This is a genomic window from Mesorhizobium yinganensis, assembly GCF_040081985.1.
Lineage (GTDB): Bacteria > Pseudomonadota > Alphaproteobacteria > Rhizobiales > Rhizobiaceae > Kumtagia > Kumtagia yinganensis.
In genome coordinates, this window is record NZ_JBEBMH010000002.1 from 368255 (window position 1) to 384398 (window position 16144).

The following is a 16144-nucleotide window of genomic DNA, read 5'->3' on the forward strand; positions in this document are numbered from 1 at the left end:
TATTGCTGCGAGGGTCGGGATGCCTGGAGCGCATCCACGCCTGGTCACTGACCGCCGGGCCAAGGGTGAATTGGATTATGGTCCGGCGGTCCCATTTCTGCAGGGAGTTCCGCAGATGCTCGGAACTCATTGTTTCCTCAGCCCAACACAAACTCCACGCTGAAGCTTATTCGTAGCCCAGCGCCGCTGTGCTGGCAGACGTGCCGCTGGCAGGATATTGATTTTCCGCTAAGCCACCGAGAAGTCGGCGTTAGTGAGCGCCAGTCCGACCGTCAGCGTCGCGAAGTGGATGCCGCCCTGCCCGCCGAGGCCGTCGGCGTCATAGAACAGCTTGCCGCTGTCGCGCTCGTAGATGATGCGGTCGGAAGCATCCTGCGCCAGGCCGGTGTTGTTGGCGCGGAACGCTGCCGACGAAAGCGTTCCGGTGGCGAGCGCGGTGAAAGTCGCGTCCGACAGGAGCATCCGGTCGGCCGGCACGCTGAAGTCGACGATCTTGTCGACGTTCGCCGCGCCCAGCGTCGAGGCGAAGACGAAGGTATCCGCCCCACTGCCACCGCGAAGGGTGTCGATGCCGCCCTTGCCCTCGATGCGATTGGCGCCTGCATTGCCGGTGATCTGCTGGCCGAACTCGTTGCCGGTCAGGTCGATCGCCGATGTCGTGGTCGAGCCGTTGGTCTGCAGGATCTCGACATGGACGCCTGAGCCGAGCCTATAGTCCACCGCGGCCACGACCTTGTCGGCGATGCCCTCACAAGCGAGTTCGATGAGGATGTCTCCGAAATTGAAGACCCGGTAGGTGTCGTTGCCGTTAAAGCCGCGCATGACGTCAGCCGCGCCGGCGCCGCCGTCATGCAGAATGTTCGCCGCGGCATTACCGGCGATTTCCTGTCTGAGCGCATTGCCGGTCAGATCGATCGACGAGGTGCCGGACGAGCCGTTGGTGAACAGGTTCTCGATCTCGGCGCTCGCCGACAACTTGTAGTCCACCGCCGCGATCACCGTGTCGGAGCCGTTGCCGGCGGTTTCGACGACGACGTCGGCGGAGTTGAAGATCCGGTAGGTATCGTTGCCCAGAAAGCCCTTCATCACATCGGCGGCGCCGCCACCGGTGTGGAGGATGTTGGCGCCGGCGTTGCCAAGAATCTCCTGCTTTAGCTTGTTGCCAGTCAGGTTTATGGCTGCGTTGAAGTTGGTATTCGTCGTCGAAAGGATTTCGATATCATCGCCGCCGCCTAGGATGAAGCTCTCGAGCGCCGCGACGCGGTCAGCGCTCCCTTCGCCAGCGACTTCGCTGACGTTGTCCGCCTGGGTGACGATGTAGAGATCATTGCCCTCGCCACCAACCAGAATGTCGCTACCAGCCCCTCCATCCAGTGTATCGCCACCGTCTTCACCCTTGAGAAGGTCGCTACCATCGCCGCCGTTGAGCTTGTTGGCACGCGCATCCCCCTCAATGTCATCATCGAAGACGCTGCCCAGCACCTGCTCGATATTGTCGAGAACATCGCCTTCTGCATCGCCGCCGCTGGCGCCGAGGGCTATAAGGCCATTGGCCCGGGTCGTGGTCGTGTCGGAAGAGAGCGAAAGGACGATGGCTGCCGACGAGCCAGAATAGTCCGCGATATCGATGCCCTCGCCACCGTCGAGATGATCGGCGCCGGAGCCGCCAACCAGGAGGTCGTTGTCGTCGTCGCCGAACAAGTCGTCGCCATCAGCCCCACCGATCAGGATATCGTCATCGGTGCCCCCGGAAAGCCGGTCGATGCCCGCACCGCCTTCCAGCCGATCATTGCCAGAGAAGCCGTTGAGTTCGTCGGAACCGCTCAACCCCTGCAGGCGATTGTCGGCGCCGTCCCCGCTGATGATATCGCCGAAACCCGAACCATTGATGTTCTCGATACCTATGAGGGTATCGCCTTGCGCGTCGCCACCTTGCGCGATGGCAAGCAGCAGTGAGACGTTGACGCCGGCGCCGGACGAGTCGTACGCCGCCGTGTCGACACCATCGCCGCCGTCGATCGTATCAGCGCCGACCTGACCTGCGAGAATGTCGTCGCCGGAAAGGCCACGCAAGCTGTCGTCGCCACTGAGACCATTCATGGCGTTGCCCAACGCATCGCCCTCGAGGGTGTCGGCATGGTTCGAACCTTGAAGGTTCTCGATGCCGCCAAGCAGGTCTCCCTCGGCGTCGCCGCCCGCACCAAAGCCAGCATTGCCAAAGCCACCGTCTAGCTTGACGGTCACACCGGCGGACGAAGCTGAATAGTCGGCCGCGTCGATGCCGGCACCGCCACTGAGCAGATCGGAACCCGCGCCGCCGACCAGGAAGTCGTTGTTGTCGCCGCCCGACAGGCTGTCCAGGCCAGCGCCGCCGACGAGGACGTCGTTGGCGCCGAGACCGTCGATGATGTCGTCGCCGCCGCCGCCTTCGATGCGATTGTCGCCGTTGTCGCCGGTAAGCGTGTCACCGAATGATGATCCGCGCAGATTTTCAATAGAGCTGAGGATATCTCCGGTCGCGTCGCCACCGCCGGTGGTGCCGGTGAGCAGGTTGACGACGACGCCGACATTGGAGCCCTCGTAACTGGCGAAGTCGGCTCCATCGCCGCCAGAGATCGTATCACCTCCGGCGCCGCCGACGATCACGTCGTTACCGCCGTTGGCGAGAACGAAGTCATTGCCCGCGCCACCAAAAATGGTGTTGTTGCCATTGTCTGTAAAGAAACCGTCGTCGAACGCTGAGCCGATAAAATTCTCGATCGAGACAAGAGTGTCTCCCTCGGCATCGCCGCCGCCCGTTGTTCCGTTTACGAGATCGATAAAAACAGCCGCGCCCGAAGCACTGTAGTCCACAGTATCGATACCGACGCTTCCATCTAGGACATCGAGCCCGCCGAAACCAACCAGCGTGTCGTTGCCGCCGAAGCCATTGATCGTGTCGGCAAAGGCGGATCCTTGCAGAAAGTTGTTGCCTCCGTCACCATTGACAGTAGCCATAATGTGTTCCTTTCGAAGATTTTGATCTGCCGCGAAGCGCGGCGGGTTACTGCCGGCCAAGCGGCAGGGTCGCCATCCGGCGGTGCCGGAGACGGTCGGGTTCCAGTCGGATTGGGGTTGGCTTAGGTCGTGCGCACGAGACAGCCGGAGAATGCTTGGACTATTGTGGGCCAAGCCGGTGCAACGCGCATCGCCGCTGCCTTGTTATTGTCGGTCCATCGCTGCCGGTCAGCTCAAGCCGGTCACGTGAACCAGCATCAGCATAGTTACAATCGCTTGCAGAGTGATCGAAGCCGTTCGCGGCCAATTGTAGCGGATGAGTTCGGCGATAAGAGCCTCGTTTTTGCCGAACTTCTCCAGCTTCCCGTGCCGGGGGATTTCCAGGCCAACGGTGACTAGAAGGCCAACTCCGCCCAAGCCGATGTTGGCGGCCGTCATCCATATGGGCACCGTTGGGCCGAAGAAGGCAAGCGCTGTCGGCAGCAGGAAGCTCGCAAAGCCTGGTAGGATGACAACAAAGGGAATTCGGTTCGTGTAGAAGCGGTGGTAGGCGACATAGTCGGTCTCGCCGACCTTCGCGAACAGCGGGTAGACGACGACCTGTGCAAACCAGATCTGCCCGAGTTCCCAGAACGACAGCAACGACCATAGCAGCAGATAGAATTTATCCATGATGATTTTTCCGTCTGGTGCCGCCATCAAAGTCGAGCCGATAGGCCGCGATCAGCAGGTCGCCTTCCGACGCATCAAAGGCCAGGAAAGAAGAGGCGAATAAATCTTGTTCAGGGCTTCGCACGAACCCGGCCCTGTGAAAGGTGCCTCTAGCCGTGGCCATGAAGGCGCCGGCGTGGAGGCCGATGACCGGGGCGCCCTCGGTCCGGGCTGCCTCGACGCAATGATTGACGAGCCGGGTCCCGAGGCCACGACCGCGCGCCCTCGGATGAACGGCAAGAGTGCGGAAGGTCGCCCAGGCTTCGGGCAGAAGTCTATCCCGCCTGCGCTGGCTTGCCATGTAGGTTACCGTGCCCGCGATACCCTCGGCATCCTCGACGACCAGCACGTCACCGCTGTTCGAGCTCTCTACGATGTTGCGCGAGTGGGCGATGTAGCGATCGACGGGTTCACGCCTCATCGTAAGAAACGGCGCCAGTGCCGTTCCGATGAGATCGGAGATTTCGAGCACGTCCCCTGGGCTCGCGCGCCGGATGGTGGTTTTTGGCATGTCCAGCATTGTCAGTTCCTCAGCCATACGGCATCGCATCGTCAGCGGAGAGAGCTGCGGGTGCGTTGGCCGGATTAATGATTCGGAAGGTGAGCGCGGACTGCGCTCGACCTGGTCTACGATTTCAAGAACTGGCCCGCTCTTGTCTCTTCGTGTTCGCTCGATCGGGCCTGCCGAGAGTCCCATCGATAAAGCCAGTTTCCGGCCTCTCCGCGCTCATTCGGATGCGTTGAGTTAGACGAGGTTGGGGTCGACACGAAATCAACCGTATTGCAGTAATCTTCTGCACAATTGCAGAACCGGGATTGCCATGCATTTCGAGTGGAGCGACCTGCGTTATTTCCTCGCCGTCGCGCGCAGCGGAACGACGCTTGGCGCTGCGCGCGCCCTCGATGTGAACCAGACGACCTGTGCGCGCCGCATCACTGCTCTTGAGCGTGCGTTGAACACCACACTCTTTGAGCGCTCGGCAAGCGGCTACAAACTGACGCCCCAAGGCTCGGCCCTGATGGAGCAAGCCCAACTTGTCGAAACCGGCGCCGAGGCGTTTGGCCGGCAGGTGGAAGCCCTGCGAACCGAGCGCGGCCTGATCCGATTTACGACGAGCGACTGGATGGTCGAGCAGATTGCGCAAACAGCGATCACCCAATTCGCCCGGAAGCGCCCCGACATCCGCATTGCCTTGGAGGTGAGCGACCGGAAATTGGACCTGATCGGAGGTGAAGCCGATGTGGCGCTGCGCGGTGGTTTCTCGTTGGATGAGCCTGCGCTGATCGCTCGCAAGGTCGCCGAGACCCCGTGGGCGTTCTATTGCAGTGTCGGCTACGCGCAGCGGCACGGAGCGCCGCGGACCATGGACGAAGCGCTCAGCCGTCCTTTGGCAACGCCCGCCGGACGCGCGGAAGTGCTGCTTGCAGCGTGGCGTTCCGATGTCAAAATCAGCTACTCGACCAACAGCACGGCAACGCTTGTCGACGCCATCGTCGGGAACGACTTCGTCGGCATTCTTCCAATACCGGTTGGAGACGCCAGGCATGATCTTCATTTTTGCTGCTCCGTTGAACACGTCACGCCAAGCATCTGGATCGTCTATCCGGAACGACTTCGTCGTGCCCAGCATGTCCGCGCCTTTGTCGATCACTTGAGCGCACACACCAAACATTGGCGCCAACAGCGGCGCAGGACTGCGTCTGCAGCGCTGGCCGAGGAAGCGACGGAGCGCTGACGGAACGGGCGTGATCATTCGAGACATCATTCTCCTCGCGCCAGCGCCGCTGCCTTCTCGAGGCTGATCTTCTTGGTCAACGGGTCGGCATGGCGATGCACCAGCCGCCAGACCGAACCGTCTCGGCGATAGACCTGGGTCACGCGCAGCGACCACTCCTGACTTGGCAGACCTCCGACTTCCCCAAATTGTCGCTCGATCATTACCAGGACGGTCATATCAACAGTGACGTAGGATTGGATGAGTTCCAGTCCGCCACCGCCGTTTCGGAAGTAGGCTGCAAGCTCGGCCAGGTGCTCGGGGCTGTCGTCGAAACCGTGGCTGGTCGGCCCGCCGAAGGGCTGCATCAAGGTAAAGTCGTCGGAGAGCTGTATGAGCGACGCCCATCGCGTGATGTCGCCGGCCATGAAAGCGGTGGCCTGTTCCTCGGTGCGCTGAACGATGTCGGCAAGAATGGCCTCGCTTTCAGACGAGGCTTGCGCTGCGCCGGCGGAGATAGGAGCGGCCAGAGCCAGGCCCAAGGCTGCGCGTCTGGACAGGCACTTTGTTTTTGTTTGCTTCGGTTTTACACCTGGCGTCGTCTCACGGCTGATCGTGAACATCGAAATCCACCTTTCTAAGTCGTTGCCGACGTTGTGCCGGGCTTGGACTCTCCTCTCACTTCCTTTGTGGTGAATCCAGTGATATGATTTCATCAATATGCTGCATGAAATTGACCTGTCCCGGCTCGACCTCAATCTCCTGGTGCTGTTCGAAGTGGTCTTTGAGGAGCGCCATGTCGGTCGAGCCGCGGAGCGTCTCAATCTCTCGGCATCGGCGGTCAGCCACGGTCTTGGCCGGTTGCGCACCCTCCTGGAGGACCCCTTGTTCCTGAAGACACCGAAGGGTGTGGTGCCAACGGATTGTGCGGAAGAAATCAGCGGTGCGGTTGCGGATATCCTGTCACGGGTGAGAAGTGTCGTCGCCACTGCACAGCCATTTAATCCTGCGACTTCGACAAGACGCTTCACCATCGGATCGCCAGACGGTGTCTCGGCTGTCTTCTTGCCGCCCCTGATGAAGAAATTATCCCGCGCGGCCCCAGGGATCGCCATCGGCATTCGGCAGTTGCTGCCTCGGCAAGGCGAGACATCGCCCGTTATCGCGTGGAAGGATGCATTGGCCGATCTTGAGGCGCGAATGATGGATGTGGCGATCGTTCCCAACGAGGAATTCCCAGCCCGGTTCGCTCGCCAACCGCTCTACCGCGAAGACTTCATCATCGCAGTTCGCTCTGGGCACCCATTCGCCGGGGATCCGAGCCTGTCGAATTACTGCGCGATGCAGCACTTGGTAGTATCGCAGACCGGCGACCCGCACGGCTTCGTCGACAACATCCTGTCGGGACAGGGCCTGTCCCGACGTGTCGCTTTGACCGTTCCGAATTTCATGTTCGCACTTGCCGTCCTGGCATCCAGCGATCTGTTATCGGCACTGCCAAGACGCTTCGTTGACATGCACGGCGCCCGGTTCGGCGTGGTGGCCATTGAGCCGCCGTTGCCGCTCGGCACATTTACGCTGAATATCGTCACGCCACAGGTTGCATTGCGGGATGGCGGAGTCGCATGGCTCGTCAATCTGCTGAGAAGCTGAGAATACGAACTCGACTTGGTCATTTACTGAAAGGGATTAGAAATTAGCGCCGGCTCGCTCCTTGCGTCTATTTATTCATCTGTATTGAAATCGGCACCATGCCGCCCGCCACGACCGTCTCATCCCATCGCGTCAAATGGATTTCGAGAGGCTCTCTCTGCTTTGCGTGTCACTCACAATGGCGGTCAGCCGCATTGCTCCAAACGCAGATGCCCACGATCCAATCGATTCGTTTTTTGGAATGTGTGGGTTCGACGAAGAACAGTGGCGCAAGGACTACCAAGCGCTCTTTGCCACACACGACCTGATTCACAAGTCGCACCGAGCGCCGACGCAGCCCTGGCTGTGGTGGATATCGACACGCTGTGGCGCAGCACGAGAAACGGCGAGGATTTCCACTGGAAGGGTCGGGTCTGCAAGATTTACTCCAGGCTCAGAACTGGCGAGTGGAAATTCCACTGGCAGACGAGCGCCCTAAACTATCCGCCTCGCTAAGTCGCGAGTTGCAGCAAGCGTCGGTTTCCAGCATTTCGTGCAGTTAGGTTGATTGGCAGGTTCTGGCGTTTCCCACCCGGACCGATCTGCCCGGCCATATCAGAATCTTCACTTTGAAGGACCGATGCTGAAAATTGTGGACGCCAGCACGCGGCGAAACCGTCGCGTGCTGGCTTGAGTCGAGTTCGTTTCGTCAGAGGATGAAATCGGCTGCGGCGAGCAAGGTTGTCTGGCCGACCAGGACGATCGACATTTCCGCGGCGGCGTCGCCATCGACGTTGAAATCGATCACCAGATTGCCTCCGGAGAGGGTCTGGTGAATTTCACCGGCGACAAAGGCTCCGCCTGCATCGAGCTTGAACGCATTGTCGTCGCCGTCGGCGACCGCGTCGATCTTGGAGATGTCGATCTTGTCGCCCGGTGCAAAGTCTGTGATCTGGTCTGCCTTCGCCGCGCCGATGCCCGACTCGTTGAGCGCCGCAAAGAGGCGATCTGCGCTGGGACGATGTCGCTGCCTATGCTGGGGGACTAATCGGCATCTTCCTGCCCGCTCAGGCCAACGACGATTGTGCGCTGTGGCTGCGGCGGATACGGCAGGCATTTGATGAGCGGGCCTATCTCGGGCTCACCCTGCGACGGCGGCCGAACGATCAACTCCGTCTGCACCAGTTGGCAAATCTCGCGGGTGAGGCAAAGGTGCCCACGGTTGTCACCAACGACGTGCTCGTCCACGAGCCGGGCCGGCGCATGCTGCAGACGTAGTGACCTGCATAAGACACAATTGCACGATCGATGTCGGCGTGCGGCGTGAGCGCCATGCGGATCGTTATCTCAAGCCGCCTGAGGAGATGGCACGGCTGTTTGCCCAATATCCCGAGGCAATCGCCAAAACTCTCGATATGGCAGATCGATGTCGCTTCTCCCTTGAGGAACTAACCTATCAGTATCCCGAGGAACGCGATGATGCTTCACGGACGCCGCAGCAGACCCTGGAGAAGCTGACGTGGGAAGGTACGGAGACACGCTATCCTGACAGCCTGCCGGATCATGTCGTGACGTCGCTCAGGCAAGAACGGTCGCTGACCGACAGGCTCGGCTATGCCCCTTGCTTCCTGACGGTCAATTCCATTGTTGGTTTGCCCGGTCGCGCGACAGGGAGAGGTTCGGCCGCCAACTCCGCAGTCTGTTGTGTGCTCGGCATCACAGCGATCGATCCCGCGATCAGTGATCTGCTGTTCGAGCGTTTTGTCAGCAAGGAACGTCGCGAGCCACCGAACATAGATGTCGACTTCGTCGCCGAACACTTCGTCGAAGACCGCGACATCGCAGACGAGTATGTCGTTCGGCGCGTGCAGGTAGGCGAATTGGGCTCTGTCGTGCCGCCATGCACTTGGCGGAATCAGCCGGGAGGAACGCGCGCCACGGATTGGCGGACGATCAGCGTCGGCTTGATCGCGACCGATCGCGGCAGCGGGCGGTCGTTGTCGAGGTGATCGACGACGGCGTTGGCGGCGACGGCGCCGAGTTCGATTGCCGGTTGTCGGACAGTGGTCAGCGGCGGAAAGGTATAGGCGGCGAAATCGATGTCGTCGTAGCCGACGACGGAAACGTCTTCCGGAACGCTCAGGCCCAGTTCGCGGATGCCGTGCAGCAGCCCGATCGCCATCACGTCGCTCAGCGCGAAGATCGCCTGCGGCCAACTTCCGGGCGGGCCATCGAGCAGACCGAGAGCGGCCGCCCTCCCCCCTTCCATGGTAAGACTTGCACGACGCAGCAGACCGGGATTGAGCGCCAGGCCGCGCTCCTCCAGCGCGGCCGTAAACCCTTCAAGGCGGTCGATCATGCGTGGGTGATCAACCGGACCAGAGAGGCAGGCCATGCGGGAAAAACCGCTGTCTGCGAGATAGTCGGCGACGATGCGTCCGCCCAGAAAAGAATCGTCGGAGACGACCGATGAAACGGCATGCGGCGGCGCGTCAATCGCCACCACCGGCACGCGCTGGATCCGGCCGAGCTCCTCGAAGAAATCCGGGCTGGCGTTGGAAGTCATCGCTACGATCGCGTCGACCCGCTTGGTAAACAGCGTGTGCATGTAGGCCACGAGGTGCTCGGTGACGTCGTCGGTGTTGCAGATCATCAGCGCGTAGCCGGCCTCGAAGCAGGCCCGCTCCACGCCGCGTATGACCTCGCCAAAGAACGGGTTCGACGTGGTCGTCACAATCATGCCGATGGTGCGCGTGCGGTTGGACTTCAGCGAGCGCGCCACCTCGGACGGCAGGTAGCCGAGCTCGGCGATCGCCGCGTGCACTCGCGTCGCCGTCTCGGGGCTGACGGCGCGGGTCCTGTTGATGACATGCGAGACGGTGGTAAACGAGACGTTCGCTTGCCGCGCGACGTCCTTGATGGTGACCACCTGGGATCGTTCTCCCCTACCGCCTCACCCGTGATTTCAACCAGCGGTCGAAGGCCACGGCCACCACCAGGATGAGGCCTATGACGATCGACTGCGTATAAGACGAGACGTTGTTGAACTGCAGTCCGTTCTGAAGGACGCCTATAAGCGCCGCGCCGACTACCGTGCCGGTGATCGAGCCGACGCCGCCGAACAGCGACGTGCCACCGATGACCACGGCCGAAATGACGGTTAGTTCGTAGCCGATGCCGGCGACGGCTTCCGAGGAGTTGAGCCGGGCTGAAAGCACGAAGGCGGCAAGCCCAGCGAAGAAGCCAACGATGACGTAGACCGAGACCAGGATGCGATCGACGCGCAGGCCGGAAAGCCGCGCCGCCTCGGCATTGCCGCCGACCGCATAGACCGCTCGGCCGTAGCGGGTGTAGCGCAGCACGATGTGGCAAAGGATGGCGGCAATGATGAAGATGATCGCCGGCACAGGCACCGGACCGATCAAGCCGGTGCCGAACCAGCGCATCGAGGCGTCGAAGCCGGAAATCGGACCGCCATTCGATATGGTCAGGGTCAGGCCGCGGAAAACGGTGAGCCCGCCCAAGGTCACGACGAAGGGCGGCACCTTGAGGCGCGTGATGGCGAAACCCTGGATGCCGCCGCAGAGGGCGCCGACAACGATTGCGGCCACCATCGCCGCGAACCAGCCGTAGCCGGCCGATTGAGATGGATCGAGCGACAGCGTGTTGGCCGTGCCGCCCTTGGCGACGACCGCCGCCACCATGCCGCAGAAAGCAAGCAGCGAGCCGACGGAAAGGTCGATGCCGGCCGTCAAGATGACGAAAGTCATGCCGAGCGCTATCAGGCCGGTGATCGAGATTTGCCTGGTGATGTTGAAGAGATTGATCGGGTCAATGAAGCTCGGTTTCATGATGGTGAAGACGATCATTAGCGCGACGAGAAAGATCAGCGGCCCAAAGCCGACCAGCAAGCGAGCGACATCGATGCCGCGGCGCTCTTCCTCGACGACTGTGCTCATGCGGCCTCTCCCTGGCGCTGGTCGAGCGCCATCAGCGCCATCAGCTTTTCTTCGTTGGCTTCGATCGCCGGCATCTCGCCGGTGATGCGTCCGCGCCGCATGGTGACGATCCTGTCGCTGACAGCAAGCACTTCCGGCAGTTCGGACGAAATCATCATCACGGCAATGCCGCGCGCGGCGAGCTGCACCAGAATCTGGTGCACCTCCGCCTTGGCGCCGACGTCCACGCCGCGCGTCGGCTCGTCGACGATCAGCACTTTCGGGTCGCGCGCCAGCCAACGGGCGAGGATCACCTTCTGCTGGTTGCCGCCGGACAGGCCCTCGATTGCCTGCTCGGGTGAGGCCATGCGGATCGACAGCATCTTTTTGTAGACGGCCAGCGCCTCGCGCTCGCGCCGCTCCGCCATGAAGCCGAGCTTGTTGCTGTAGCTGCCGAGTGCGGCGACCGAGAAATTGTTCAGAATGCCGAGCGCTGCGAAGATCGCCTGATGCTTGCGGTCCTCCGGCACGAGGCCGATGCCAAGCCGGATCGCGTCGGCCGGCGATTCAGGCGCGATCGGCCTGCCGTCAAGGCTGACCGTTCCGGAGGCGACGCGGTCCGCGCCGAAGATGGCGCGGGCGAGTTCGGTGCGGCCCGAGCCGACGAGTCCGGCGACACCAAGAATCTCGCCGGCCTTGAGGTCGAGATCGACGCCTTCCAGCACGATGGCATGCGGCGCCTCGGGGTCGCGCACCGTGCGCAGGCCGCGCACCGACAGGCGGACGTCACCCGCGATGTTGCGCTCGGTCGGCCGCGCGTAAAGCTCGGAAGCCGCTCGGCCCACCATGCGCTCGATGATGCGCGGGATGGCGATCGGCTTGCCATCTCTTGCAAGATGGCCGGCGAGCTTACCGTCGCGCAGGACTGTCATGCGGTCGCAGATGCCGGAAGCTTCCTCCAATCTGTGCGTCACAAACATGATGGCGACGCCGTCCTTGCGGAGACGGCCCATGATCGACAGCAGCTTTTGCACCTCAGTCTCGGTCAGCGCCGAGGTCGGCTCATCCATGATGATGAGCCGGCTTTCGAGCGACAGCGCCCGGGCGATCTCGACTAGTTGCTGCTCGGCCACCGACAGTGCGGAGACCGGCGTCTTGGGGTCGATCCTCAGACCGACGCGGCCGATAATCTCCCGCGATTCGCGCTCTAAGCGTCGCCAATTGACGAAGCCGAGACGATTGACTGGCGCGCGGCCGATGAAGATGTTCTCGCCAACGGTTAGCGTCGGGATAAGGCTGAGTTCCTGGTAGATGGTGACGATGCCGAGTTTCTTGGCGTCGTCGGGCGTGGCCGGCTTGTAGTCCGCGCCGTCGAAGATGATGCGCCCACCCGACGGCGCCTGCGCGCCCGAGAGGATTTTGAGCAACGTCGATTTGCCGGCGCCGTTCTCGCCCAGCAGTCCGAGAATCTCGCCACGGCGCACGTCGAGCGAGACGTTACTGAGGGCGATGACGCCGGCGAAATGCTTGGTCACGCCTTCGACGGCCAGGAGCACATCGGCGGGCGCGGTTGCTTCGGCTGACATTCGCCTCTCCTCCGTGAGCCAGTGGGCGCCGACCTGCGGTCTTCGCGTTTCGGCGAGGTCTCGCCTGTGCATGGCCGGCAGCCTGAAGGCACCGGCCATGGACCGTCAATGGATCGCGGGACGCGGTCTACTTGACCTCGCCGATGCGCTCAGCCTTGTCGAGATTGTCCTTGCCAATAACCACGGGGGTCAAGAGCACGAGTTTCTCCTTCGGCTCGGTCTTGTCCTTGGCGTAGGCGACCGCAATGCGGACCGCCGTGCGCGACTGCTCGCCCGGAAACTGCTCGACCGTGCCGGCCAGCGTGCCGTCGCGAACCGCCACGAGGGCCTCAGGCAAGGCGTCGAAGCCGTAGATCTTCACGTCTTTGAAGCCGCGCGCTGCGCAGGCCTCGATGGCGCCCAGTGCCATGTCGTCGTTGGCACAGATGATCGCATCTGGCTTGCCGTTGGCGGCGAGGCCTGCCTCGGTCACCGACAGCGCCTCGGCACGTGCGAAATTCGCGGTCTGCTCGAAGATGATCTGGTACTTGTCCTTGACCGGGTCGAGCACGTTATGCACGCCCTTGTTGCGGTCGATCGCCGGGCCGGCGCCGGGCTGGCCCTGCAGGTGGAAGATCTTCGCGCCGTTCGGGAAGGCGGCGACCATGGCCTGCGCCTCCGCTTCGCCGCCCTTGACGTTGTCGGCGCCGACATGGGCCAGAATACCTTCCACGCCGTCCACGCGGCGGTCGATGGTGACCAGCGGGATGCCGGCCTGCACGGCCTGCTCGACTGCGGGCGCCAGAGCGTTGACGTCCAGCGGCGAAATGACAATGGCATTGACCTTCTGGACGATCGCTGACTCGATGTCGGCCGTCTGCTTCGGCGCGGAATTCTGGCCGTCGCTTTCAATCAGGTTGACGCCCTGGGCTTCCGCCTCGAGCTTGATCTGGTTCAGCATGTGCACGAAGAACGGGAAGCTGAGGCTCGGCACCGAACCGAGGACCGTCAGCTTGTCCTGGGCGAGAGCCGAGGGTGCAATTATCAGTGCACCGGTCGCCACGGACGACAGTAAAAACTCACGTCTGTTCATCAAAATACTCCTCCCATAGCCGATTGCCGCTGATCCTCCATCAGTGACGGCCGGAGAAATGTATTGGTAGCCAAACGTTTGCGCAATGCCGAATGCGGCCAGCAAAGTAGGCGACGCACTCGGCGATACCTAGGCTTGGTTCAGCCCCTGGTAAGCCGAAGGTCTGAACGTCGCCCGCGTTATAGACACGATACGTATCATTGCCGCCCAATCCGATCATGATATCGGCCTTGCCGGCGGCCGTCGCTCAAGATGTCTGCTCCGGCATTGCCGGTGATCGTCTGCTTGAGTTCGTTTCCGGTGAGGTTGATAGCCGCCGTCGCGGTGGAACTGCTGGTCGTCAGAATCTCGACATGCACATCGGCGCCCAGTGTGGAGCTGACCGAGGTCATCACCCGGTCAGCGCTGCCCTGGCTCGCGTCCTCGACGACGAGGTCGCCGGCGTTGTAGACGCGATAGGTGTCGTTGCCGCCGAGGCCGCGCCTTCCACCTTGCCGGCACTCTCGTGGAACTCGACATAGATGAACTTCGAGACCCGGTCGATCGCCAGGACCATGACGAGCCTTCCGTCGGCATGCCGCAACTTGCAACTGTCGATATGGACGTAGCCGATCTCATAGGTCTCGAACCGCTTGCGCTGGGTCTTGGTCTCCTCGACTGGCAGCCGGGATATGCCGTGGCGCTGAAGGCAACGATGCAAGGCGCTGCGGCTTAGATTGGGAATGGTGTCCTTCAGACAACCGAGCACATCGTCCAGAGGCAGCAGCGTCTCTTGGCGGAATGCTACTACGATAGCTTCCTCAGCCGGCGTATTGGAATTTGCTGAATGCCGCAGTCAGGCGGATGATCCGCACGGCATGGAGCCGCTTGTCGTGAAACTTGCCGGCTTCGAGCCGGCCTCTTTCACTTCCGCGTAGCGGCTGTCAGCGGGCATTCATCGTCACGGTCCCGCTCCGGCCTTGCCGGGTACAGGAAGCGCCAGTCCCACCGCAGTTGTGGGCCTTGTAGCCATTGGTGAATGAGACGGTCTGGCATCCAACCAAACCAAACAGCAAAATTCCGATGGTGATAAGATGAACGGTCTTGGAAGTCATCATGACCACCTCATTGACAGAGCCATGCTCCCACCGTCCGCCTAAGGCCTGCCTGCGACAGGCAAATGACGGGCGGCGGTCGCCTACCGCCGAGCCCGTCCACCCATCTTCCGAGATCCACACGGACCGCGTGCCGGGTGCTGCCGGCGATTTCCTACGCTTCGCGGATCGCAGCGAAGCGCCGGACGTGCTGCCACGCGGCGACGTATTCGAAATGCGGCGGACACAAGCCAGTCAGGCTTCAGCCGCAAATCAGGCGACCGCGCCTTCCTCTCCGACCAGGCGGATCGTGGCGGGCATGAAATCCCCCCACTTGCGACGCATCAGCCGGCGGACAAGCCCCAGCGTCTCGGCGTCGAATTTGTCCATGCTCTGAATGCAGCCGAAAAGCGGGGACTCGCTGCCTATGCCGGCAGTCAGCCGACCGCCAAGGTTCCTGCTGCCCGGCCGCGCGTAAACTTCCCTGGGCGGCCTTGCGAAGGTACCGCCGTGAAGCGTGATTTCCAAATGGTTGGCGAGCGAGACAGGCGAAAATTGACCGATGTCACGGAACCGGTAGCCGATCTGTTTTCGCAGCAGTTCCGGATGGGAGGTATAAAACGCTTCCTGCACCGACCGGCGCAGAGGATGAGGATGATGACCGGCCAGCATGAAACGCCCGGTCACGCCAGCGCACCGGGCGCCGAACTCCTGTGCGCGCGCATAGGTGGCCTGCCTAAAGCTGCGCGGCTTGATGACGTTCAGCCCGCCCAGGATGCGCCTCGCATGGGTGCGGAACAGCCAGCGTTCCGGCCGCGTGCGGACACCGCGCAGCACCGGCCGGCCGTCGACGAACCATTCGTCGGGCCGCATCATGCGGTTCACGAAGAAATCGTCGTTGAAATAGACAAAATGCTCGCTGAGGCCCGGCAGCCGCCACAGCATCGCCTCGATCGAGCGCGCGGCGAAGGTCGGAAGCACATCCGCATGCTCGCCGAATAGCTCTGTGTGGTCGACCACCTGAATGAAATCCGGCGAGCACAGGCCGGCTCTCGCGAATTCATCCAGGAATTGCGGCCGCTGGGCGTCCGTGACGATCCATATGCGGTTGATGAAGCTCGCATATTTCAGGATCGAGGCGATGCAATAATAGATCTCGCCACGGTCGGCGTAGCGAGTCGTGCTCGCCTTGGCGGCGGGTTTGAGGCAGCGATGCAGCTTTGCCTGATGTTCCGGATCGGACCCGTCGACCCAGGCTATGACAGCATCGATCCCGTGGGTTTTATCTGAATGCAATTTGATGAAAATCCAGATTTTACCTTGGATGCGGCTGGCCCCGTTTTTAGCCGGCGCAAAGCGCCTGATACAAGCCGAAATGTGCGGATTTTATGTTCAGGCGCTTCAGCCAGTTCCAGTCCCG

Annotated in this window: 13 protein-coding genes and 2 pseudogenes; 3 read left to right on the forward strand and 12 right to left on the reverse strand. The window is 61.8% G+C overall.

Going from position 1 to position 16144, the window contains the following annotated elements:
- Positions 1-228: 228 nt before the first annotated feature.
- The 3 genes from ABMA59_RS05315 to ABMA59_RS05325 all read right to left on the reverse strand — a co-directional run bounded on the left by ABMA59_RS05315 (position 229) and on the right by ABMA59_RS05325 (position 4246).
- Entirely contained in the window at positions 229-2997 is a 2769-nt protein-coding gene (locus tag ABMA59_RS05315) for a beta strand repeat-containing protein (RefSeq protein WP_349004265.1), read from the reverse strand.
- A 228-nt stretch (positions 2998-3225) separates the two neighbouring features.
- A complete protein-coding gene (locus ABMA59_RS05320) occupies positions 3226-3669 on the reverse strand; it encodes a hypothetical protein (RefSeq protein WP_349004266.1) in 444 nt (147 codons plus the stop codon).
- Positions 3662-4246, reverse strand: a complete 585-nt coding sequence (locus ABMA59_RS05325; protein ID WP_349004267.1) for a GNAT family N-acetyltransferase — start codon at positions 4244-4246, stop codon at positions 3662-3664. Before ABMA59_RS05325 ends, ABMA59_RS05320 begins: the two co-directional genes overlap by 8 nt.
- A 283-nt stretch (positions 4247-4529) precedes the next feature.
- On the opposite strand from ABMA59_RS05325, the gene ABMA59_RS05330 reads away from it, so the two are divergent.
- Positions 4530-5444, forward strand: a complete 915-nt coding sequence (locus ABMA59_RS05330) for a LysR family transcriptional regulator (RefSeq protein ID WP_349004268.1) — start codon at positions 4530-4532, stop codon at positions 5442-5444.
- A gap of 26 nt (positions 5445-5470) precedes the next feature.
- On the opposite strand, the gene ABMA59_RS05335 is transcribed toward ABMA59_RS05330, so the two are convergent.
- A complete protein-coding gene (locus ABMA59_RS05335) occupies positions 5471-6046 on the reverse strand; it encodes a YybH family protein (RefSeq protein ID WP_349004269.1) in 576 nt (191 codons plus the stop codon).
- Between the two features lie 97 nt (positions 6047-6143).
- Between ABMA59_RS05335 and ABMA59_RS05340 the strand changes: the two genes are divergently transcribed.
- The gene (locus ABMA59_RS05340; protein ID WP_349004270.1) at positions 6144-7076 is read left to right on the forward strand and encodes a LysR family transcriptional regulator; all 933 of its coding nucleotides are present in this window, start codon (positions 6144-6146) and stop codon (positions 7074-7076) included.
- Positions 7077-7764: 688 nt separating this feature from the next.
- Here ABMA59_RS05340 and ABMA59_RS05345 read toward each other — a convergent pair.
- On the reverse strand, positions 7765-8172 hold the full coding sequence (locus ABMA59_RS05345) for a M10 family metallopeptidase C-terminal domain-containing protein (RefSeq protein WP_349004271.1): 408 nt from the start codon (positions 8170-8172) through the stop codon (positions 7765-7767).
- Here ABMA59_RS05345 and ABMA59_RS05350 point away from each other — a divergent pair.
- A pseudogene (locus tag ABMA59_RS05350) lies at positions 8064-8872 on the forward strand (hypothetical protein); the annotation flags it as partial. The gene ABMA59_RS05345 and the pseudogene ABMA59_RS05350 sit on opposite strands and share 109 nt — an antisense overlap.
- Before the next feature lie 98 nt (positions 8873-8970).
- Here ABMA59_RS05350 and ABMA59_RS05355 read toward each other — a convergent pair.
- The 7 genes and pseudogenes from ABMA59_RS05355 to ABMA59_RS05385 form a co-directional block, all read right to left on the reverse strand.
- Positions 8971-9984 (reverse strand): LacI family DNA-binding transcriptional regulator, encoded by a 1014-nt coding sequence (locus ABMA59_RS05355; protein WP_349004272.1) that lies wholly within the window; start codon positions 9982-9984, stop codon positions 8971-8973.
- Between the two features lie 16 nt (positions 9985-10000).
- Positions 10001-11014 (reverse strand): ABC transporter permease, encoded by a 1014-nt coding sequence (locus ABMA59_RS05360; protein WP_349004273.1) that lies wholly within the window; start codon positions 11012-11014, stop codon positions 10001-10003.
- Positions 11011-12579, reverse strand: a complete 1569-nt coding sequence (locus tag ABMA59_RS05365; RefSeq protein ID WP_349004274.1) for a sugar ABC transporter ATP-binding protein — start codon at positions 12577-12579, stop codon at positions 11011-11013. The genes ABMA59_RS05360 and ABMA59_RS05365 overlap by 4 nt, the downstream gene beginning before the upstream one ends.
- A 127-nt stretch (positions 12580-12706) precedes the next feature.
- Positions 12707-13651, reverse strand: coding sequence for a substrate-binding domain-containing protein (locus ABMA59_RS05370; protein WP_349004275.1), 945 nt, complete (start codon positions 13649-13651; stop codon positions 12707-12709).
- 197 nt (positions 13652-13848) lie between these two features.
- Entirely contained in the window at positions 13849-14043 is a 195-nt protein-coding gene (locus tag ABMA59_RS05375) for a hypothetical protein (RefSeq protein ID WP_349004276.1), read from the reverse strand.
- A gap of 83 nt (positions 14044-14126) precedes the next feature.
- Positions 14127-14462, reverse strand: a pseudogene (locus ABMA59_RS05380) (transposase family protein); the annotation flags it as partial.
- Between the two features lie 535 nt (positions 14463-14997).
- Positions 14998-16020: a stealth family protein gene (locus tag ABMA59_RS05385; protein ID WP_349004277.1), complete on the reverse strand. Its 1023-nt coding sequence runs from the start codon at positions 16018-16020 to the stop codon at positions 14998-15000.
- Positions 16021-16144 lie beyond the last annotated feature (124 nt).